We start from the raw sequence: 20273 nt of genomic DNA on the forward strand, positions 1-20273 counted from the left end.
GTCGGAATCGAATCCGACTCGCCCACTGTACCCCAGATCACCCCTCGTGCACCACGACGGCGTCAGGGTCGCGGGCGTGTCGCAGGCGTCTGTTCGCTGGGACCCCCGGAGTAAGGTCGTCCGCGCGGCTCCGTGCCGCGGTTCACGCAACGACGCGAGAGGACTTCCGATGCTCGACGGCACCGACGACCACACCCCCGACGGGCTCACCTTCGCCCCGCCCGCCGACTTCGCCAGGACGGCCGTGGCCGGGCCCGACCTGGCCGAGCGGGCCGCCGCCGACCGCCTCGCCTTCTGGGCCGACCAGGCCCGCGAACGGCTCTCGTGGGCCGTGACGCCGACCGAGACCCTCGACTGGTCGGACGCGCCCTTCGCCCGCTGGTTCGCCGACGGCACGCTCAACGTCGCCTACAACTGCCTCGACCGCCACGTCGAGGCAGGTCACGGCGAGCGCGTCGCCCTCCACTGGGAGGGCGAGCCCGGCGACGCACGCTCCCTCACGTACGCCGAGCTGACGCGCGAGGTGAAGCGCGCCGCGAACCTCCTGCTGTCGTTGGGGGTCCGGTCCGGTGACCGCGTCGTCGTCTACCTCCCCCAGATCCCCGAGGCCGTGGTCACCATGCTGGCCGTGGCACGGATCGGGGCGGTGCACTCGGTGGTCTTCGGTGGGTTCAGCGCCGAGAGCCTCCGGGCCCGCATCGACGACGCGGGCGCGCGACTGGTCGTGACGGCCGACGGCGGCTGGCGCAAGGGAGCCGTCTCGCCCCTCAAGGCGGCCGTGGACGAAGCCCTCGCGGTGGACGGCGAGTTGTCGGTCGAGCACGTGCTCGTGGTCCGGCGGGGTGGCAACGACGTCGACTGGACGGACGGCCGCGACGTCTGGTGGCACGACGCGATCGAGACCGTCGACGACGAGCACGTGGCCGAGGCGTTCGAGGCCGAGCACCCGCTGTTCATCCTGTACACGAGCGGCACGACCGGCAAGCCCAAGGGCATCCTGCACACCTCGGGCGGCTACCTCACCCAGGTCGCCTACACGCACTCCGTCGTCTTCGACCTGCACCCCGAGACCGACGTCTACTGGTGCACCGCCGACGTCGGCTGGATCACCGGCCACAGCTACGTCGTCTACGGCCCCCTGGCCAACGGTGCCACGCAGGTGCTCTACGAGGGCACGCCGGACTTCCCCGCCCCCGGCCGCTGGTGGGACCTCGTCGAGAAGTACGGCGTGACGATCTTCTACACGGCGCCGACGGCCATCCGGGGCTTCATGAAGTCCGGGAGGGAGATCCCCGGCGCCCGCGACCTGACGTCGTTGCGCCTCCTCGGCTCGGTCGGCGAGCCGATCAACCCGGAGGCCTGGCTGTGGTTCCGCGAGGTGATCGGCGCGGGCCGCACGCCCATCGTCGACACGTGGTGGCAGACCGAGACGGGCGCGCAGATGATCTCGCCCCTGCCCGGGGTGACGACCACCAAGCCCGGGTCGGCCCAGACCCCGCTGCCGGGCGTCGTGGTCGACGTGGTCGACGACCACGGAGTGCCGGTGGCGAACGGCGAGAGCGGCCTGCTCGTCGTGTCGGAGCCCTGGCCGTCGATGCTGCGCGGCATCTGGGGTGACCCCGACCGCTACGTCGAGACGTACTGGAGCCGCTTCGGCGACCGCTACTTCGCCGGCGACGGCGCCCGCCGCGACGCGGACGGCGACATCTGGCTGCTCGGCCGCGTCGACGACGTCATGAACGTCTCGGGCCACCGGCTGTCGACGGCCGAGATCGAGTCGGCCCTCGTGTCGCACCCCATCGTGGCCGAGTCCGCGGTCGTCGGCGCCGCCGACGAGACGACCGGTCAGGCGGTGGTCGCCTTCGTCATCCTGCGCAACAAGGCGAAGACCACCCAGACCCCCGAGGAGGCGGTGGCCGCCCTGCGCGCGCACGTCGCCCACCAGATCGGTGCGATCGCCCGGCCGCGCACCGTCGTCCTCGTCGACGAGCTGCCGAAGACGCGCTCGGGCAAGATCATGCGGCGCCTGCTGCGCGACGTCGCCGAGGGCCGCGAGGTCGGCGACACCACCACGCTGGCCGACACCTCGGTCATGTCGGTCATCACGGCCGAGATGCGCTGACCCCGGCTCGGTCACGAGGCCCGACGCGACGGCGGCCCCTCCTCTGGTCGAGGACGGGCCGCCGATGCGTCAGGACGAGGAGGCGCGTCAGCGGACCTCGAGGACGAGTTCGACCTCGACGGGCGAGTCGAGCGGCAGCACCGCCACCCCGACGGCGCTGCGGGCGTGACGCCCGGCCTCGCCGAAGATCTGGCCGAGGAGGTCGGAGGCACCGTTGATCACGCCGGGCTGACCCGAGAAGTCGGGGTCGGAGGCGACGAAGCCGGTCAGCTTCACGACGCGCACGACGTCGTCGAGCGAGTCGAGCACGGTCGCCGCCGCCGCGAGGCCGTTCAGGACGCAGGTCGCCGCGAGCGCCTGGGCGTCGGCGGGTTCGACGAGGCCGTGGCCCTCGCCCACCTTGCCCGTGGAGGGCAACTGACCGTCGACGAAGGGCAACTGCCCCGCGGTGAAGACGAGCGACCCACTGCGGAGGGCCGGCAGGTACGAGCCCGCGGGCGCCGCGACCGGCGGGAGGACGAGACCCAGTTCGGCCAGGCGGTCGTCGACCGTGCCCATCAGGCGTCCTGGCGGGGGCGCTTGAGCCACGCGACGGGACCGCCCTCGGGGCCCTGGGTCACCTGGACGAGCTCCCACCCGTCGGAGCCCCAGTTGTTGAGGATCGCCGTGCTGTTGTGCACCAGCAGGGGCGTCGTCGTGTACTCCCAAAGGACCATTTCGGCTTCCGTTCAGCTTGAAATTCGGCGATGTCGCTTACCCTGATCCTATGTCTGCCCAAAAATCGAAGCCCACGTCCGCCATCGGGGCACTCTTCGGATTCGTCGGCTTCAGCGTCCTGGCCGGCCTCCTGGTGACCATCGGCGTGACGCCGGCCATCGCGGTCGCCGGCATGACGGCCTCGAGCTCGATCGGCGTCTTCGAGTCGATCCCCGAGTACATCGAGATCGGCAAGCTGCAGCAGCGCAACACGCTGTACGCGACCCAGGGCGGGCAGCAGGTCCCCTTCGCGACGCTCTACAGCGAGAACCGCGTCGAGCTCAAGTGGGACGAGGTCAGCGAGAACCTCAAGACGGCCGTGGTCGCCGGTGAGGACCGCCGCTTCTACGAGCACGGGGGCGTCGACGTCACGTCGCTGGTCCGCGCGGCCGTCGGATCGGCGGGTGCCGGTGAACTCGGCGCCAGCGGTGGTGGCTCGACCCTGACGATGCAGCTCGTGCGCAACATCCGCATCGCCCAGTCCCAGCAGCTGCCGACCCAGGAAGAGCGCGACGCCGCCTACAAGGAGGCGACGACGACCACCCTCGACCGCAAGCTAGAAGAGATGAAGTTCGCCATCGGGCTCGAGAAGAAGTACAGCAAGGACGACATCCTGCTGGCCTACCTCAACATCGCCTACTTCGGTGACCAGACCTACGGGGTGCAGGCCGCCGCGCAGCACTACTACAACAAGGCCGCGTCCGACCTCACGGTGGCCGAGGCGGCGAGCCTCATCGCGATCGTCCAGTACCCCGACTCGCGCAACATGTCGTCGCCCGACAAGTACGACGCCAACACCGCCCGCCGCGACGTCATCATCAAGTCGATGTACGCCGAGAAGGACATCGACCAGCCGACCGCTGCCCTCGCGCTCTCGACCCCCGTCGCCAGCTACGTCGTGTTGACCCCGCCGACCCAGGGCTGCGGAGCCGTCACGGCCTCGGGCGCCCAGTACTTCTGCGACTACGTGAAGAAGAACATCAAGAACCTGGCCGTGCTCGGCTCGAGCCCCGAAGAGCGCGAGGCCAACTGGCGCAACGGCGGCTACGAGGTCTACACGACGCTGAACCTCGACCTGACGGCGAACGCCAAGGCCCAGGTCGACACCTTCGCGCCGGCCAAGGAGTCGCGCTTCAAGCTCGGCAGCGTCGTCAACTCGGTCGAGGCCGGCACCGGTCGCGTGATCGTCATGGCCCAGAACACCACCTTCTCCGAGGTGTCGGGCACCGACCCGACCCAGACCTCGGTCAACTTCAGCACCGACCGCGACTACGGCGGGTCGAAGGGGTTCTCGACGGGTTCGACCTACAAGCCCTTCACCCTGCTCGACTGGCTCGAGAAGGGTCACGGCATCTCGGAGTCGGTCAACGCGACGCCCCGCACCTTCACCCCGATGACCTGGAACGGCGAGAAGGTCAAGGGCTACGATCCCAAGAACGACAACGGGGGCAACCCGGGCACCGTCTCGGTCGCGACGGCCACGGCCCAGTCGATCAACACCGCCTACATGGCGATGGCCCAGAAGCTCGACCTCGCCGACATCGGGGCGGTCGCGCAGAAGCTCGGTGTCCACCGCGCCGACGGTGAAGAACTGCAGACAGCCAACCCGTCGTCCATCCTCGGAACGAACGAGATCGCCCCGCTGACGATGGCGACGGCCTACGCCGCCATCGCCTCGGGCGGCACCTACTGCAAGTCGATCGTCGTCGACAACGTCAAGGACGCGGACGGCAACGACCTCGGCGGTCAGCCGCAGGAGTGCACCCAGGCCCTCGACCCGCAGGTCGCCGCCGCCGCAGCGGTCGCCATGCAGGGCCTCTGGCGGAACGGAACCGCCGTCGGCGGCCTGCCGGCCGACGGGTACCCCGAGATCGGCAAGACCGGAACGACGAACGACAAGGACCAGATCTGGATCATCGGTGCGACCAACAAGCTCGCCACCGCGGTCTGGCAGGGCACCTACGACGGCCCCAAGGCCAACCTCCGGTCGTACACCTCACCGAACCAGAGCCGCTGGGGCAGCTACGCCAACGCCCGGCCGCAGTTCTTCCGTGCCGTCCAGTCCGTGAACAACACGGTGTACCCGGGCACGGCCTTCGGTCAGGCCTCCGGTTCGGTCCTCCGGGGCTCCGGCGTCGCCGTGCCCGACATGCAGGGCACCTCGGCCTCCGAGGCGCAGGCCCTCCTGCGCAGCACATCCCTCGCCTTCAAGGACGGCGGCACGCAGGCGTCCGCACTGCCGGCCGGCCAGGTGATCGGCTCCGACCCTGCCGTGGGCACGGTCGTCTCGAAGGGCACCACCGTGACGGTCTACACGAGTGACGGCAGCGGTGCCGCCCAGGTACCCGACGTCTCGCGCCAGAAGGTCGCGGACGCGATCAAGTCGATCGGCGGGTCGGGCTTCGACACGTCGAAGGTCTCGATCGCCGGCTTCACCCAGGGTGACGGCAAGAACGCCTGCCAGGTGGCCGGGACGAACCCCACCGCCGGCTCGTCCGCGGCCAAGGACTCGGCCATCGGCCTGACGGTCTACGGCGACCGAGACGGCAACGACCCGGGCAACTGCACGTGAGGCCTCGCGTGACCAGCGGGCTCACCCCCCTCCGGACGACGGCCGTGACCGCAGCAGCGGGCGCGGCCGTCGGCCTCGGGGCCCTCGCCTGGGGAGTCTTCGTCGAGCGCAACCGCTTCACCGTGCGACACGAGGTGCTGCCCATCCTCGAACCCGGCTCACGCACCCTGACGATCCTGCACCTCTCCGACCTCCACCTCGCCCCGTGGCAGTCCGAGAAACAGGAGTGGATCCGCGGCCTCGCCGTGCTCGAACCCGACCTCGTCGTCAACACCGGTGACAACATCGGCCACCAAGACGCCCACACGGCGCTCGAGTACACGCTCGAGCCCTTCCGAGGCGTGCCCGGCGTCTTCGTGAACGGTTCGAACGACTACTACGGACCCACCCCCAAGAACCCCTTCACCTACTTCGGCGGGCCCAGCACGATCCATCGCGCCCCGGTCGACCTCGACGTCGACCGCATGCAGTCGTTCTTCACCGACCAACTCGGCTGGCTCGACCTCGACAACACGGCCCGCGCACTCGAACTCCGGGGCTCACGGCTCGAGCTGTTCGGCGTCAACGACGCCCATCGGGGCTGGGACCGGCTCGACCGCATCCCCGGCGCCCTCGACGACCTCCGCGAGAACGTCGGCTGGCAGGACGACCGCGGCGGGCCCGACCCGATCAGCATCGGCGTCACGCACGCCCCCTACCAGCGCGTGCTCAACTCGTTCGTCAACAACGGGGCCGACGTCATCTTCGGTGGCCACACGCACGGCGGACAGGTGCAGGTGCCCGGCTACGGGGCCCTGGTGACCAACTGCGACCTCCCCCGCAGCAAGGTCAGCGGCCTCACGACCTGGAGCCACGCCCGCAAGACCGCCCACCTCGAGATCTCGGCCGGCCTCGGCACGTCGATCTACGCCCCCGTGCGGTTCTCCTGCCGCCCCGAAGCCGTCATCGTCACCCTCACGGCCTGACCTTCGGGCCGGTGACACGAAGAGCCCCGAACATGGGCTATTCTTGTCAGGTTGCTTCACGTGAGAACGCGAAGACATCGGGGTGTGGCGCAGCTTGGTAGCGCGCCTCGTTCGGGACGAGGAGGTCGTGGGTTCGAATCCCGCTACCCCGACACGAAATTGGTCCCACCTTAGGGTGGGGCCAATTTCTATTTCCCCTTTGGTTCGCCCTTCGGGCGACACGAAATGGCTCCACCCTTGGGTGGGGCCATTTGCATTTTGCGCTTGTTGGTTCGCCCTTCGGGCGACACGGATTGGTCCCACCTCAGGGTGGGGACATGGGCATTCTGTGCTCGTTGGTTCGCCCTTCGGGCGACACGAAGTGGCTCCACCTTTGGGTGGGGCCTGTGCATTCTGTGCTCGTCGGTTCGCCCTGCGGGCGACACGGGTCAGGCGAGACGGCCGCCGGACTCGGCGAGGTAGCAGGCACCACAGAGGGACTCGTAGGTGACCTCCCGCCCGTCGATGGCCACCTGGTCACCGTCGAACACGAACCGATCGCCGACGGTGCGAGCCGTGAACACCGCCTTGCGGCCACAGCGGCAGATCGTCTTGAGCTCTTCGAGCGAGTGCGCCACCTCGAGCAGACGGCGACTGCCCGGGAAGGCCACGGTGCGGAAGTCCGTCCTGATGCCGTAGGCGAGCACGGGGACGTCGTCGAGGATCGCGATGCGGAGCAGGTCGTCGATCTGATGAGGTGCGAGGAACTGTGCCTCGTCGACGAGCAGGCAGGCCAGGCTCGACCCCGTCTCGGCACGCACCGAGTCGCGCCGCTCGAGGAAGACCCGTCGCACGTCGTCGTCGGGCGCGAACGTGACGTCCGTGGCCCGCGTCACGCCCAGACGCGACACGATCGCGTCGTCGCCCTTGGTGTCGACGCCGGGCTTGGCCAGCAGGACGCGCTGCCCGCGCTCTTCGTAGTTGTAGGCCGCCTGCAGCAGAGCCGTGCTCTTGCCGCTGTTCATCGCGCCGTAGCGGAAGTAGAGCTTGGCCACTACTGCAGGTAGCCGTCTTCGGCGGCCCGACGGATGAGCTCGGACTTCTTGCTGGCCGGTCGGTTCGCCTTGGCGTACTTCTCGCGGACCCGCCGCAGGAACGTCTTCGCGGTCTCGTACTGCACGTTCATCTGGGCCGCGACCTCGTTCGTGCTGAACCCCGACACGTAGAGGCGGAACGCCTCGGCCTCGCCCGCGCTGAGCTTCGGGCGGGTCTGGTTCGCGGCACCGGCCGGCAGCGGACGCCAGTCGCGTTGGGGCGAGTTGTCGCGAGCGACGCCCATGACCTGCCGGGCGGCGTCCATCACCTCGCGCATCGGCAGGGTCTTCGACAGGAAGGCCGAAGCGCCCGCCTCGAGCGCCCTCTCACGGGACTCACGGGTGTCGAGGCTGGACAGCACGACGACCTTCGCCCCCGCGGCGCGACACGTGCGCACCCTGGCCTCGATCGACACGGGCTCTTTCAGCTGGAAGTCGAGGAACACCAGGTCGGTCGGGAAGTTGTCGCTGTGGACCAGCTGGAGCCAGGTGTGAGCCGTCAGCACGAGGTCGAAGTCGTACGCGTTGACGTTGATCCAGCTGCTGAGGCTGTCGAGCAGGACCTCGTGGTCGTCGAGGATCGCGAGCCGGACGCGTCGAGCCGGAGGCGCCTCGGACCCCGGGCCGACGGTGGCCCACGACGGTGCTGCGACGGGCCTCCCGAAGCCCGGACGGTGGGACGAGCGGCCGCTCGGCTCAGTGCTGGTCATAAGAAAACCTTAGTGTCAGAAGAGAGGTCGACCGGTCGACGCGGAGGTCGCCCGAGACGAGGCGGAGCACGGTGAGGTAGGGCGAGAGCGACCGACGTGCGACCGTGGCCGACGACGCGACCGCGAGCTCGATCGTGATGTCGACCCGCGCCTCCTGACCGACGAGCACGAGCCGCAGCGAGCGCACGTCGACCACCGCGGGGTCGTCCACCGCAGAGAAGAACGCCCAGAGCGCCGTCCGGTGCTCCGGCCCGAGCCGGTCTGCCGCCCGATCGGGGTCGACGACCTCGGTCGGCACCCGCCGACCGGGGGCGTCGAGACGTCGGGTCAGCCACGTCGCGTCGGCGTCCGCCACCAAGGAGGCGCGGAGGGCCTCCGCCACGCGCCGCGCCTCGTCGGCGTCCCCCTCGGCGACCCTGCCCGCCGCGATCAGTCGGGCGAAGAACGGGACGACCTCTCGGTTCAGCACGGTGACGCGATCTTGCTGGACCGAGCGGGCGAGGGTCACCCCGAGGTCGTCGGTGCTGACGCGTCGGAACCCGATCGCTCGGGTCATCCACCGCTCGACGTGGCCGACGTAGACGGCCGAGAACACGGCCGACGCGGCCCCGAGTGCCAGCAGCGGCGTGACGGCGACGACGACGTACGTCGCGGTGGGCACCGGCGTGACGAAGCCCGGGGACTCGGCGACGACCACGATCGCGATCACGAACGCGACGACAGCACCCACCAGGGCGATCTCGCGCGCCGGTCGGTACGGGGCGAGGCCGAGCAGGAGCACGCCCGAGACGGCCCCGGCCCAGTCGTCGCGGACGAAGGGGTTGCTGCCGGACGTCGCCACGGCGGACAGCACGGACGCGACAGCGCAACCCGCCGCGACGCACCAGGCCCCTCGTGGCCCGAACGGCGCCCGCAGCGGGTCGGCCGCCACGACGAGCACGATCGCGGCGGCGACCACCGTCACCAGCGCCGTCCAGGCCGCCCAGGACGTCGACACGTCGGAGGCGCGGAGCACGGTCCCGACGGACGCGACGAGCACGGCGGTCGCCCCGGCCGCGACCGTGATCGGCCGGGCCGCGAGGGCGCCGAGCGGATCGACCTCTTGAGGCGTCCGGACGGAGGCGCGAGGCGACGTCCGCGGGGCGGCACCGGCGGTCACGCGGACACCCCGTCGTCGGTCGTGACGCCGAGGGACGTGGGGGTCGCGACGGCGAAGGGGACCCTCAGCACGATCGAGGTGCCGCTGCCGGGCGAGGACCAGATCTGCACGTGGCCGTCGACACGACCCAGACGGGCCTCGACCGAGTTCGTCAACCCGAGACGATCGGGGGCCACCGACGCCTGGTCGAACCCGACGCCGTCGTCGATGACCATCACGGTGAGGTCGGTGCCGTCACCGAAGACGACGATCTCGGCACGGTCGACGCCGCTGTGTCGGCTCACGTTGACCAGGCACTGGGCGACGGCGAGACCGAGGGCGTCCGCGGTGGCGCCGTCGAGACGGCCGACCGACGAGACGTCACCCGTCACGGCGACGTCGAGGCCGTCGCCCCGTGCCTGCTCGACGGCGGCGTGGAGGCGGCTGCGCTCCCAGCCGTCGGCGGCCGCGATCGCCTCGGCCGGGGCTCCGGAGCCCGGCGACAGCCAGTCGCGCCCCACGAGCACCTCGAGGTCGTCGGAGATCGACCGTGCGGCCTGCGCGCTCAGCGGACCCGGGCCGGTGGCGGCCACCGCCGCCAGGTGCCCGAGGATCGTGTCGTGCACGAGGGCCGCCGCCTGACCCTCGACGTCGGCGCGCAGCCGCTGCACCTGCTGCTCGAGCGCCGCCCGGTGGAGCCCCGGCTGCGCCCGACGGGCACGACCGCGCGACGCTTCGCCGTGGACGGACACGATCGCGACGAGGACGAAGGCGAGCAGCGTGGTCACGTCGAGTCGGAACGACGCGCCCGTGTTCCGGGTCGCCAGCTGCGTGGCGAGCTCACCGGCCGCGTACCCCGCCGCCGACCAGAGCAACCCGCGACGAGGGCCGAGGGCCGTGCTGCCCACCATGACGAGCGCGATCTTCGGCAACGACAGCGAGAACGCGTCGGAAGCCTGTACCGACGACACCTGGGCGAACAGGGTGACGGCGTACCAGTAGAGGGAGGCCGTGCCGACGATCAGGTAGGCGAGGTGGGCCGTCGTGGACCTCGTGCGCTCGACGACGACGAGCAACGCGAGCACCGGGACGAGCGAGACGAGCGCCGGCCAGAGCAGGAGGCTCGGCGACGCCACCTGCTTCACGACCAGGAGGGTGGCCGCCGCGACCAGCACGGTGGCACCGATGGCGTGACATGCCCTCGACACGGAGTCGCCGAGGGCCGCCGGGGCGAGGTGGGCCGGGAGGCCGAGCAGCATGCGGCCTCCTGATCGGCTCGTTCGTGGTCTGGAGAGATCATGGCAGAAGCCTGGGCACCCGTGTACCCCGACATGTGGGGTCGTCGACGCGGGCAGGCGGACGATGCCCGCCGTTTGTGCCCCGTTCTGCCCACCCGGGGCACAGACGACGGTTCGGGCCATGGCCGTCGGGACGACTCAGAAGAGCCGCGGTTGCGTCCGGGCGCCGCCCGGGAGCTCGGAGGCGATCAACGCCCGAGGTGCCCCTGCCCGCTCCGTGTCGGCCACGTCGGACCCCCCGCCCGTTGCGGTGCCGGCCCCGGCGTGGGCGCCGGCGCCCCGACCGTTCAGTCCCAGCAACCGCAGCGAGCGCGCGCTGTCGTCGAGGGCCGCCGAACGCATCGACCCGGTGGACGGGTCGGCTCGCCCCTTCTCGAGGCCGTACTCGCGCAGCAGCGGACGCAGGCGGGCCGCCAGCCAGGAGCGGTAGCCCGTCGGGGCGTAGGTGCCCTGGGCGTAGAGCGAGCGGTACTTCGGGACGAGTTCGGGGTGCTCGCGTTCGAGCCAGGCGAACCACCACTCTTTGACGCCGGGCTTGAGGTGCAGCGCGCTGTACATGACGCTCGACGCGCCGGAGTCGCGCACCGCCGCGAGGGCCGCGTGCAGGTGGTCGAGCCCGTCGGTCAGGTACGGCAACACGGGCATCATGAACACCGAGCACGACAGCCCGAGGTCGCGAGCCGCCGAGACGGTGGCCAGACGGGCAGCGGTCGTCGGCGTGCCCGGCTCGACCGACTGCTGCAGGTCGTCGTCGTGGATCGCGATCGACATGGCCAGGTCGACGGGCACGTGCTGCGCCGCCTCGGCGAGCAGGGGCAGGTCGTTCCGCAGCAGCGTGCCCTTCGTGAGGATGCTGAACGGCGTGCCCGAGTCGGCGAGCGCCGCGATGATGCCCGGCATGAGCCGGTAGCGCCCCTCTGCCCGCTGGTACGGGTCGGTGTTGGTGCCGAGGGCGACCGGGTGGTGCTGCCAGGTCGGACGGTGCAGCTCGCGCGCGAGGACCTCGGCGACGTTCACCTTGACGACGATCTGCCGGTCGAAGTCGTCGCCGCCGTCGAGGTCGAGGTACTCGTGGGTGGGACGGGCGAAGCAGTAGACGCAGGCGTGGCTGCACCCTCGGTACGGGTTGATCGTCCAGCCGAACGGAAGGGCCGAGTCACCGCCCGGGACGCGGTTCAGGGCGCTCTTCGCGACGACCTCGTGGAAGGTCACCCCCGCGAACTCGGGCGTGGTGACCGAGGTGATGAGGTTGTTCAGGCGCGCCAGGCCGGGCAGGGCCGACGCCTTCTCGGTGTCGATCGCTTGCTCGGACCATCGCATGAGCCCATTCGAACACACGTTCGAACGGTGGTCAAGCCGGCCCGACGCGCGCGCGCCCGACCGGGCCGGGCCCGGCCAGTAGACCGCGAGGCGACCACCGAGGGCGTCAGGCGTGGATGCCGAGGGCCTCCGCCGTCGCACCGATGGTCGAGGCCGCACGACGCTCGTCGGACGACAGGTCGTCGCCGTAGGTCGGGATCATCGCGTTGAGGCGGGGCTTCCAGGCCGCGATGCGGTCGGGGAAGCACCGCTCGAGCACGGTCAGCATGATCGGCACGGCGGTCGACGCACCGGGCGACGCACCCAGCAGACCCGCGATGGTGCCGTCGCCGGCCGTGATGACCTCGGTGCCGAACTGCAGCACCCCGCCCTTCTTCGCGTCCTTCTTGATGACCTGCACGCGCTGCCCGGCCGTGATGCGGTACCAGTCCTTCGGGTCGGCGTCGGGCATGAACTCGCGCAGCGACTCGAACTTGGTCTGCTTGCTCGCGGCGAGCTGGCCCACGAGGTACTTCACCAGCGACAGGTTGGCGAGACCGGCCCGGATCATCGGGTAGAGGTTGTGTGGGCGGATGGAGGCGAAGAGGTCGAGCATCGAGCCGTGCTTCAAGAACTTCGGGCTGAACCCGGCGTAGGGCCCGAACATCAGGCTGGCCTGGCCGTCGACCACGCGCGTGTCGAGGTGCGGCACCGACATCGGCGGCGAGCCCACGGCGGCCTTGCCGTAGACCTTGGCCTGGTGCTTGCCGACGACGGCCGGGTCGTCGCACCGCAAGAACTCGCCGCTGACCGGGAACCCGCCGAAGCCCTTGATCTCGTCGATGCCGGACTTCTGCAACAGGTGCAGGGCCCCGCCCCCGGCACCGACGAACACGAAGCGTGCGTCGACGGTCGTGGGGCTGCCGCCCGTCGCGCGCAGGGCGACGCGCCAGGTGCCGTCGCGCAGCTTCGTGAGGTCGGTGACCCGGTGGTCGACCTCGAGGGTCGCGCCCTCGCCCTGCAGGTAGGTGAAGAGGAGGCGCGTGAGCGACCCGAAGTCGACGTCGGTTCCGGCCGCGATGCGGGTCGCGGCGATCGGCTGGCCCTCGGCCCGGCCCGGGATGAGCACGGGCGCCCACGACCGGATGACGGACGGGTCGGTGCTGAACTCGAGCCCCTGGAAGAGCGGGTGCTCGCGCAGCGCCTCGTGGCGCTTGCGGAGGTACTCGACGTTCTTCTCGCCCCAGACGAAGCTCATGTGCGGGGTCGAGTTGATGAAGGCGTCGGGCTGGGGCAGGGCGCCCTCGGCCACGAGGAACGACCAGAACTGGCGGGACACCTGGAACTGCTCGTTGACCTTGACGGCGCTCGAGGTGTCGATCGTGCCGTCGGCCCGCTCGGGCGTGTAGTTGAGCTCGCAGAGGGCCGAGTGGCCTGTGCCCGCGTTGTTCCAGGGGTTGCTCGACTCGAGGGCCACGTCGCCCAGGGCCTCGTAGATCTCGATCGTCCAGCTCGGCTCGAGCTGCTTGATCATGGCACCGAGGGTGGCACTCATGATGCCGGCCCCGATGAGGGCTACGTCGACGGGCTTCTTCGCTTCAGTCACGGAGGTCAGTCTAGGCCTGGGCCCCGCCCGGGCCCCGGGTGCCCGACCCGGGACGGACCCGGGGTTTCTCGACATCGAGAGACCCGGTGACGTCGTCGACGCCCCGGTCCACCCCCGTCGGAGCGTCTCAGACGGCGGCGGAGCGTTTCGCGGCGACGAGCTCGGCGATCTGCACGGCGTTCAGCGCCGCACCCTTGCGCAGGTTGTCGTTGCTGATGAAGAACGCCAGCCCCCGGTGGCCGGGGACGCCCTCGTCGTGACGGATGCGGCCGACGAAGCTCGGGTCGGCGCCGGCCGCCTCGAGCGGCGTCGGCACGTCGGTCAGCACGACCCCGGGGGCGTCGCGCAACAGCTCTTCGGCCCGCTCGACCGTGATGTCGGAGGCGAACTCGGCGTTGATCGAGAGCGAGTGGCCGGTGAACACCGGGACGCGCACGCAGGTGCCGCTGACCAGCAGGTCGGGACGCTCGAGGATCTTGCGGCTCTCGTTGCGCAGCTTCTTCTCTTCGTCGGTCTCTCGGGTGCCGTCGTCGACGATCGAGCCCGCGAGCGGGATCACGTCGAAGGCGATGGGGCGGACGTACGTCACGGGTTCGGGCAGCTCGACGGCGTGGCCGTCGTGCACGAGGCCGATGGTGTCGCCGGCGATCGCGGCCCGGGTCTGCTGCAGCAGCTCGTCCGCGCCGGCGAGGCCGCTGCCCGACACGGCTTGGTAGGTGCTGACGATCAACCGCTGCAAGGTCGCCTCGGCGTCGAGCACCTTCAGCACGGGCATGGCCGCCATCGTCGTGCAGTTCGGGTTGGCGACGATGCCCTTGACCGCCTGGTCGAGGGCGTGCGGGTTGACCTCGCTGACGACCAACGGCACCTCGGGGTCCATGCGCCAGGCGCTCGAGTTGTCGATGACGAGGGCACCCGCCGCGGCGAAGCGCGGGGCGTGGGCCCGCGAGCCCGTCGCACCCGCCGAGAAGAGCGCGATGTCGAGCCCGGTGGGGTCGGCCGTCTCGACGTCCTCGACGACGATCTCGGCGCCGCGGAAGGGCAGGGTCGTGCCGGCCGAGCGGGCGGTCGCGAAGAACCGGATCTCGGCCACGGGGAAGTCACGCTCGTCGAGCAACGTGCGCATGACCTTGCCGACCTGTCCGGTCGCGCCGATCACGCCGACGCGCAGTCCTTCGGCCATGGGGTCCTCCTGGGGGTTCGGTGGTGCGGTGTCTCGAAGCGGCGGGGCAGGGTCGGGAGGCGCGGTGACGGACCGCGCGCGCCTCCTGCGGTCGGCGGTCGGGTCGCGTCAGCGGCCGGTGCCGCCGTGGACGACGGCGTCGACCTCGGCGTCGAGGCCGAAGGCCGTGTGCACGACGCGCAGGGCGTCGTTCAGGGTGTCGGCCCGGGTGACGACCGAGATGCGGATCTCGCTGGTCGAGATCATCTCGATGTTGATGCCCGCCTCGAACAGGGCGGTGAACAGTCGCGCCGAGACGCCGGCGTTCGTCCGCATGCCGGCTCCGACGAGGGCGAGCTTGCCGATCTGGTCGTCGTACTGCAGCGACTCGAAGCCGATCTCGGCCCGGTCGGACTCGAGGGCCTGGAGCACGACGGCGCCCTCGGACTTCGGCAGGGTGAACGAGATGTCGGTGCGGCTCGTCGAGGCGGCCGAGACGTTCTGCACGATCATGTCGATGTTGGCGCCGGTCTTGGCGACCGTGCGGAAGATCTGCGCGGCCTTGCCGGGCACGTCGGGGACGCCGACGACGGTGATCTTGCCCTCGCTGAGGTCGCCGGCGACCCCGCTGATGATGGGTTCTTCCACGTTCTCTCCCTCTTTCGGGTTGACGACGAGCGTGCCCTCGTTGTTGTTGAACGACGAGCGGACGTGCAGGGTGACGCCGTGGCGCCTGGCGTACTCGACGGCGCGGATGTACAGCACCTTCGAACCGGCTGCCGCGAGCTCGAGCATCTCTTCGCTCGTGACGCGGTCGAGCTTTCGGGCCTTGGGCACCACCCGCGGGTCGGCCGTGAACACGCCGTCGACGTCGGTGTAGATCTCGCAGACGTCGGCGTCGAGGGCCGCGGCGAGCGCGACGGCCGTCGTGTCGGAGCCGCCGCGACCGAGCGTCGTGATGTCGCCGGTGGACCGGTTGAAGCCCTGGAATCCGGCGACGATGGCGACGTACCCGGCGTCGAGCGCGTCGCGCACCCGACCGGGCGTGACGTCGACGATGCGGGCCTTGCCGTGCTGGGCGTCGGTGATCATGCCGGCCTGGCTGCCGGTGTACGAGCGCGCCTCGACCCCCAGGCTGCGGATCGCCATGGCCAGCAGGGCCATGCTGATGCGTTCGCCCGCCGTGAGCAGCATGTCGAGTTCGCGACCGCCGGGCAGCGGGCTGACCTCGTTGGCCAGGTCGAGCAGCTCGTCGGTGGTGTCGCCCATGGCGCTGACGGCAACGACGACGTCGTTGCCCGCCTTGCGCGTCTCGACGATGCGCTTGGCGACGCGCTTGATGCTCTCGGCATCGGCGACGGACGACCCGCCGAATTTCTGCACGATCAAGCTCACGGTGACTCCTGGAGGGGGAACTGGGCGCGCCGGAGACCGGCTCACGCCTGCGTCCGGCGATTCTATTCGGTGTCGAGGGCGTGTGACGCACGTCGGGTCGCGGGGCGTCGTCGTCGCCGCTCCCCTACGGTGGAGCGATGCCCGACACCACCGACCAGGCCCGCGGCGCGGCCGACCGCCTGCAGGACAGCCGCGCACTCACGACCTCGGCCCGCATCGGTTTCGCCATGAACGGGCTGCTGCACGTCGTCATCGGCGTCATCGCCCTCGGCGTGGCCTTCGGCGGCGGCGGCGAGGCCGACCAGGGCGGGGCCCTCGGGCAGTTCGCCTCGCGCCCGGGGGGGGTGTTCCTGCTGTGGCTGATCGTCGTGGGGCTCTGGGGCCTCGGGCTGTTCCAGCTGCTCGAGGCCGCTCTCGTCCGAGGGGGCGACACGGACGCCTGGGCCGACCGCGCGAAGGAGGGCGGCAAGGGCGTGGCCTACCTCGCCGTGGGCCTCACGGCCTTCACCTTCGCCCGAGGGTCGTCGTCGGACAGCTCGGACCAGACGCAGACCCTGAGCGCCCGCCTGCTCGCCGTGCCCGGCGGCGTCGTGCTGCTCGTCGTCGTCGCCCTCGCCGTCGTGGCGATCGGGGTCTACTTCGTCGTCAAGGGCGTGAAGCAGAAGTTCCGGGACGACCTGGTGCTGCCGGGCGGCGCCGTCGGTCGCGGGACGATCGCGCTCGGCGTGACCGGCTACGTCGCGAAGGGGGTCGCGCTGGCGGTCGTCGGGGTGCTGTTCGCGGTCGCCGCCGTCACCGCCGACCCGAGTGAGGCCACGGGGCTCGACGGTGCGCTGAAGGCCCTGGCCGCCCTGCCGTTCGGCGTGGTCGTGTTGACCGCCGTCGCCGCGGGGCTCATGGCCTACGGCGTCTACTGCGTCGTGCGGGCGCGTCGCGCCCGCCTCTGACCGGTCAGCGACCCCGGTGGGCCCAGGAGGCGCGGGTCGTCATTCGGAGACGAGCCGGCGGCCCTCGAAGGCCCGGCCGAGCGTGACCTCGTCGGCGTACTCGAGGTCGCCGCCGACGGGCAGGCCCGAGGCGAGGCGGGTGACGCGCAACCCGAAGGGCGCGAGCATCCGCGACAGGTAGGTCGCCGTCGCCTCGCCCTCGAGGTTGGGGTCGGTGGCGATGATGACCTCTTGGACGGTGTCGTCGGCCAGACGCTGGACCAGCTGACGGATGCGCAGGTCGTCGGGCCCGATGCCGTCGATGGGGCTGATCGCCCCGCCGAGCACGTGGTACAGCCCGCGGAACTCGCGGGTGCGCTCGATCGCCTGGACGTCTTTCGCCTCTTCGACCACGCAGATGGTGGCGGGCGAGCGGCGCGGGTCGCGGCAGATGTTGCAGGTCTCTTGTTCGCTGACGTTGCCGCAGATCTCGCAGAAACGCACCTTGGTCTTGACGTCGACCAGCAGCTCGGCGAGCCGCGACGTGTCGAACGACTCGTTCTGCACGATGTGGAACGCGATGCGCTGCGCCGACTTCGGCCCGATGCCCGGCAGGCGACCGAACTCGTCGATCAGCTCTTGGACGATGCCTTCGTACACGCGCTACTCGCTTCTCTGAGGCGTGACCCGGGGGGCGATCGTCTCTTCTTCGATGAACTGGGCCCCGAGGATCTCGCGGACGACTGCCTCGCCGTAGCGGGACCCGGTGGGGATGCCGCGGCGGGGGTCGCCGGTCGCCGCACGGCGCTCGGCCACGGACGGGCCGGCCGAGGCGGACGGGGTCGCGGGCGTCGACGTCGTCGGGGAGGGAGTGCCCGCGGGCCGCACCACCGGGGTGCCGACGGCCTCGGCGGGCGGGGGCGCGGCGTCGACGGTCGGCACCCCACCGGGCGGCTCTTCGGTGATGTGCTCGGGTTCGTCGGGCTCGGGCGGCGCGCTCTGCGGGATCGGTGCGACGTCCCACCCGGTGACCGGCGCCGAGCCGGCCGGACGCCGGCTCGAGGTCGCCTCGGGAGAGGGTGCCGAGGCACCGGACGGGCGGGTCGACGTCGAGCGGGCAGCAGGCTCGGCGGCTGCGGCGGGTGCCGCGGCGGGGGGCGTCGCCGCAGGGCTGGGCGCGGCGGCGGCGGCAGGTGCCGCGGTGGCAGCAGGTGCCGCGGCGGCAGCAGATGCGGCCGCGGGCTCGGCTTCTGTGACCTGCCGTTCGCCGGTCGTCGAGGTCGGGGTCGACGTCTCGGCCACGGGAGCCCCCGCCGGGGTGGGCCCCGCGGGCCCGTCGCCCTCGACGCGGGCGATGTACTTGACCTTGACGCCGAGCACGTCGACGATGGCCCGTCGCAGGTACTCGCTGACGCCCTCGGCCGCACCCTGGGGACGCTTGAAGCTCTCGACGTCGTTGGCACTCGGGAAGGCCAGCGTCAGCACGTCGTCGGCGAAGTCGACGACCGTGGCCGTGACGACGACCATCCAGGCGGTGCGCCGCGCCTTCTGGACGACCTCGACGATCTCGGGCCAGCTGTCGCGGAGCTGCTGGAGCGTCACCGGTGCTGCGGCCGAGCCCGCGGGCCGCTCGGCCTCGGCGGTCTGCGCCCACGCGGCCGAGTGCGGTGCCGACGGAGGCGCGGGTTCGGTCGTCGACGTGCCCCCGGCCTCGGCGGTCGTCGCCGGGGCAGCCGACGCCCACGACGCCGTCGCGCTCTCGACCGCCGACGGCCCGCCGGCCGCCTCGGTCGAGGGGGTGGCCTCGACGGGGGACGGCGAGGCAGGCGCACCCGAGGAGGTCGGTGCCTGGGCGGAGGCGCGGGTGGCACCCGTCGAGGTCGACGGGCCCGACGACCGCGGGGCGTCGGCGGGGCGGGTGCCCGCCGCCGGCGCGGACGTCGCGGGCGAGCCCGAGCCCGAGCCCGAACCGGACCCGGATGCGTCGACCCCGACGCGACGCTCGAGCCGTTCGACCCGGGCCAGCGCACCGCGTCCGCTCTGGTCGCTCTCGGGGACGAGCACGCGGGCGATCATCAGTTCGAGGTGCAGCCGGGGCGACGTGGCGCCGGTCATGTCGGTGAGTGCCCGGTTGACGACGTCGGCCGACCGCGACAGCTCGGCCGCGCCGAAGGCGTGCGACTGGTGCACGAGGCGGTCGAGCTCGTCGGCCGTCACACCGCGGAGGACGGCCGAGGCGCCCTCGACGGTCGCACCGACGACGATGAGGTCTCGCAGGCGCTCGAGCAGGTCTTCGACGAACCGACGGGGGTCTTGGCCGGTCTGGACGACCCGGTCGACGGCCGCGAACGCCGCCGCGCCGTCGCGGGCACCGAGCGCCTCGACGACGTCGTCGAGCAGGGAGGCGTGCGTGTAGCCGAGCAGGGCGACGGCACGTTCGTACTCGATGGCCCCGTTCTCGCTGCCGGCCATCAGCTGGTCGAGCAGCGACAGGGTGTCGCGCACCGAGCCGCCGCCGGCCCGGACGACGAGCGGGAGCACGCCGGGGGCCGCCTCGACCGACTCGCTCTCGCAGAGCTCGTGGACGTACTCGAGCATCTGGGCCGGGGGCACGAGCCGGAACGGGTAGTGGTGCGTGCGCGACCGGATCGTGCCGATCACCTTGTCGGGCTCGGTCGTGGCGAAGATGAACTTGACGTGCTCGGGCGGCTCTTCGACGACCTTGAGCAGGGCGTTGAAGCCCTGCGGGGTGACCATGTGGGCCTCGTCGAGGATGAAGATCTTGAACCGGTCGCGAGCCGGGGCGAAGACGGCACGATCACGGATGTCTCGGGCGTCGTCGACACCGTTGTGGCTGGCGGCGTCGATCTCGATGACGTCGAGCGACCCGCCACCGTCGCGCGCGAGCTCGACGCACGACGCGCACACGCCGCACGGGGTGTCGGTGGGGCCCTGGGCGCAGTTCAGGCAGCGGGCCAGGATGCGGGCCGACGTCGTCTTGCCGCAGCCGCGGGGGCCGCTGAACAGGTAGGCGTGGTTGACCCGGTTCGTCCGCAGGGCGGTGCGCAGCGGATCGGTCACCTGCGTCTGCCCGATGAGCTCGGAGAAGTTCTCTGGCCGGTAACGGCGATACAGGGCGGTGACCACGGACCAAGAGTAGTCGGGGCCACCGACAACGGTCGACGGTCCGGGTCACCGTCGAGCAGCCCCGGACGGCGGCCCCGGGACGCACGAGGGGGCCCGTCGTGACG

Annotated in this window: 16 protein-coding genes and 1 tRNA gene; 5 read left to right on the forward strand and 12 right to left on the reverse strand. The window is 71.2% G+C overall.

Going from position 1 to position 20273, the window contains the following annotated elements; genetic code table 11:
- The first annotated feature begins 169 nt into the window (after nucleotides 1–169).
- On the forward strand, nucleotides 170–2122 hold the full coding sequence (gene acs, locus ITJ55_RS04970) for an acetate--CoA ligase (RefSeq protein ID WP_194594334.1): 1953 nt from the start codon (nucleotides 170–172) through the stop codon (nucleotides 2120–2122).
- Nucleotides 2123–2209: 87 nt separating this feature from the next.
- Here acs and ITJ55_RS04975 read toward each other — a convergent pair whose 3' ends face one another.
- Nucleotides 2210–2680, reverse strand: a complete 471-nt coding sequence (locus ITJ55_RS04975; protein WP_056257671.1) for a RidA family protein — start codon at nucleotides 2678–2680, stop codon at nucleotides 2210–2212.
- Nucleotides 2680–2838, reverse strand: a complete 159-nt coding sequence (locus ITJ55_RS04980) for a hypothetical protein (protein ID WP_167599048.1) — start codon at nucleotides 2836–2838, stop codon at nucleotides 2680–2682. The genes ITJ55_RS04975 and ITJ55_RS04980 overlap by 1 nt, the downstream gene beginning before the upstream one ends.
- Nucleotides 2839–2888: 50 nt before the next feature.
- On the opposite strand from ITJ55_RS04980, the gene ITJ55_RS04985 reads away from it, so the two are divergent.
- From ITJ55_RS04985 to ITJ55_RS04995, 3 genes are all read left to right on the forward strand, one after another.
- Nucleotides 2889–5450, forward strand: a complete 2562-nt coding sequence (locus ITJ55_RS04985) for a transglycosylase domain-containing protein (protein ID WP_194594335.1) — start codon at nucleotides 2889–2891, stop codon at nucleotides 5448–5450.
- A 44-nt stretch (nucleotides 5451–5494) separates the two neighbouring features.
- A complete protein-coding gene (locus ITJ55_RS04990) occupies nucleotides 5495–6415 on the forward strand; it encodes a metallophosphoesterase (protein WP_370544018.1) in 921 nt (306 codons plus the stop codon).
- Nucleotides 6416–6493: 78 nt separating this feature from the next.
- Nucleotides 6494–6567: transfer RNA gene (locus ITJ55_RS04995), tRNA-Pro, on the forward strand.
- Between the two features lie 276 nt (nucleotides 6568–6843).
- Here ITJ55_RS04995 and ITJ55_RS05000 read toward each other — a convergent pair.
- The 8 genes from ITJ55_RS05000 to ITJ55_RS05035 all read right to left on the reverse strand — a co-directional run bounded on the left by ITJ55_RS05000 (nucleotide 6844) and on the right by ITJ55_RS05035 (nucleotide 16096).
- Complete coding sequence (locus ITJ55_RS05000) at nucleotides 6844–7449, reverse strand: thymidine kinase (protein WP_194594337.1); 606 nt, start codon at nucleotides 7447–7449, stop codon at nucleotides 6844–6846.
- On the reverse strand, nucleotides 7449–8198 hold the full coding sequence (locus ITJ55_RS05005; protein WP_082486345.1) for a response regulator: 750 nt from the start codon (nucleotides 8196–8198) through the stop codon (nucleotides 7449–7451). The genes ITJ55_RS05000 and ITJ55_RS05005 overlap by 1 nt, the downstream gene beginning before the upstream one ends.
- Nucleotides 8185–9357 (reverse strand): hypothetical protein, encoded by a 1173-nt coding sequence (locus ITJ55_RS05010; RefSeq protein WP_194594338.1) that lies wholly within the window; start codon nucleotides 9355–9357, stop codon nucleotides 8185–8187. The genes ITJ55_RS05005 and ITJ55_RS05010 overlap by 14 nt, the downstream gene beginning before the upstream one ends.
- Nucleotides 9354–10595 (reverse strand): sensor histidine kinase, encoded by a 1242-nt coding sequence (locus ITJ55_RS05015; protein ID WP_194594339.1) that lies wholly within the window; start codon nucleotides 10593–10595, stop codon nucleotides 9354–9356. The genes ITJ55_RS05010 and ITJ55_RS05015 overlap by 4 nt, the downstream gene beginning before the upstream one ends.
- A 177-nt stretch (nucleotides 10596–10772) precedes the next feature.
- Nucleotides 10773–11954, reverse strand: a complete 1182-nt coding sequence (locus tag ITJ55_RS05020; protein WP_194594340.1) for an Rv2578c family radical SAM protein — start codon at nucleotides 11952–11954, stop codon at nucleotides 10773–10775.
- Nucleotides 11955–12060: 106 nt separating this feature from the next.
- Nucleotides 12061–13488, reverse strand: a complete 1428-nt coding sequence (locus tag ITJ55_RS05025; protein WP_370544065.1) for a malate:quinone oxidoreductase — start codon at nucleotides 13486–13488, stop codon at nucleotides 12061–12063.
- A gap of 178 nt (nucleotides 13489–13666) precedes the next feature.
- A complete protein-coding gene (locus ITJ55_RS05030; protein ID WP_194594342.1) occupies nucleotides 13667–14722 on the reverse strand; it encodes an aspartate-semialdehyde dehydrogenase in 1056 nt (351 codons plus the stop codon).
- A 108-nt stretch (nucleotides 14723–14830) separates the two neighbouring features.
- Nucleotides 14831–16096, reverse strand: coding sequence for an aspartate kinase (locus ITJ55_RS05035; protein ID WP_055971466.1), 1266 nt, complete (start codon nucleotides 16094–16096; stop codon nucleotides 14831–14833).
- Between the two features lie 137 nt (nucleotides 16097–16233).
- Here ITJ55_RS05035 and ITJ55_RS05040 point away from each other — a divergent pair, with 137 nt between their 5' ends.
- Nucleotides 16234–17043, forward strand: coding sequence for a DUF1206 domain-containing protein (locus ITJ55_RS05040; RefSeq protein ID WP_194594343.1), 810 nt, complete (start codon nucleotides 16234–16236; stop codon nucleotides 17041–17043).
- A gap of 39 nt (nucleotides 17044–17082) precedes the next feature.
- On the opposite strand, the gene recR is transcribed toward ITJ55_RS05040, so the two are convergent.
- Both recR and ITJ55_RS05050 read right to left on the reverse strand, forming a co-directional pair.
- Nucleotides 17083–17682 (reverse strand): recombination mediator RecR, encoded by a 600-nt coding sequence (recR, locus tag ITJ55_RS05045; RefSeq protein ID WP_043595550.1) that lies wholly within the window; start codon nucleotides 17680–17682, stop codon nucleotides 17083–17085.
- 3 nt (nucleotides 17683–17685) lie between these two features.
- A complete protein-coding gene (locus ITJ55_RS05050; protein ID WP_194594344.1) occupies nucleotides 17686–20169 on the reverse strand; it encodes a DNA polymerase III subunit gamma and tau in 2484 nt (827 codons plus the stop codon).
- Nucleotides 20170–20273 lie beyond the last annotated feature (104 nt).

The organism is Frigoribacterium sp. VKM Ac-1396, assembly GCF_015350895.1.
In the GTDB taxonomy this organism is placed as follows: Bacteria; Actinomycetota; Actinomycetes; order Actinomycetales; family Microbacteriaceae; genus Frigoribacterium.

What these genes read in the sequence shown, in the direction of transcription:
- acs (WP_194594334.1), top strand. Translation starts at nt 170, where the DNA reads ATGCTCGACGGCACCGACGACCACACCCCCGACGGGCTCACCTTCGCC.
- ITJ55_RS04975 (WP_056257671.1), bottom strand. Translation starts at nt 2,680, where the DNA reads ATGGGCACGGTCGACGACCGCCTGGCCGAACTGGGTCTCGTCCTCCCG.
- ITJ55_RS04980 (WP_167599048.1), bottom strand. Translation starts at nt 2,838, where the DNA reads ATGGTCCTTTGGGAGTACACGACGACGCCCCTGCTGGTGCACAACAGC.
- ITJ55_RS04985 (WP_194594335.1), top strand. Translation starts at nt 2,889, where the DNA reads ATGTCTGCCCAAAAATCGAAGCCCACGTCCGCCATCGGGGCACTCTTC.
- ITJ55_RS05005 (WP_082486345.1), bottom strand. Translation starts at nt 8,198, where the DNA reads ATGACCAGCACTGAGCCGAGCGGCCGCTCGTCCCACCGTCCGGGCTTC.
- ITJ55_RS05015 (WP_194594339.1), bottom strand. Translation starts at nt 10,595, where the DNA reads ATGCTGCTCGGCCTCCCGGCCCACCTCGCCCCGGCGGCCCTCGGCGAC.
- ITJ55_RS05020 (WP_194594340.1), bottom strand. Translation starts at nt 11,954, where the DNA reads ATGCGATGGTCCGAGCAAGCGATCGACACCGAGAAGGCGTCGGCCCTG.
- ITJ55_RS05025 (WP_370544065.1), bottom strand. Translation starts at nt 13,488, where the DNA reads ATGAGTGCCACCCTCGGTGCCATGATCAAGCAGCTCGAGCCGAGCTGG.
- ITJ55_RS05030 (WP_194594342.1), bottom strand. Translation starts at nt 14,722, where the DNA reads ATGGCCGAAGGACTGCGCGTCGGCGTGATCGGCGCGACCGGACAGGTC.
- ITJ55_RS05040 (WP_194594343.1), top strand. Translation starts at nt 16,234, where the DNA reads ATGCCCGACACCACCGACCAGGCCCGCGGCGCGGCCGACCGCCTGCAG.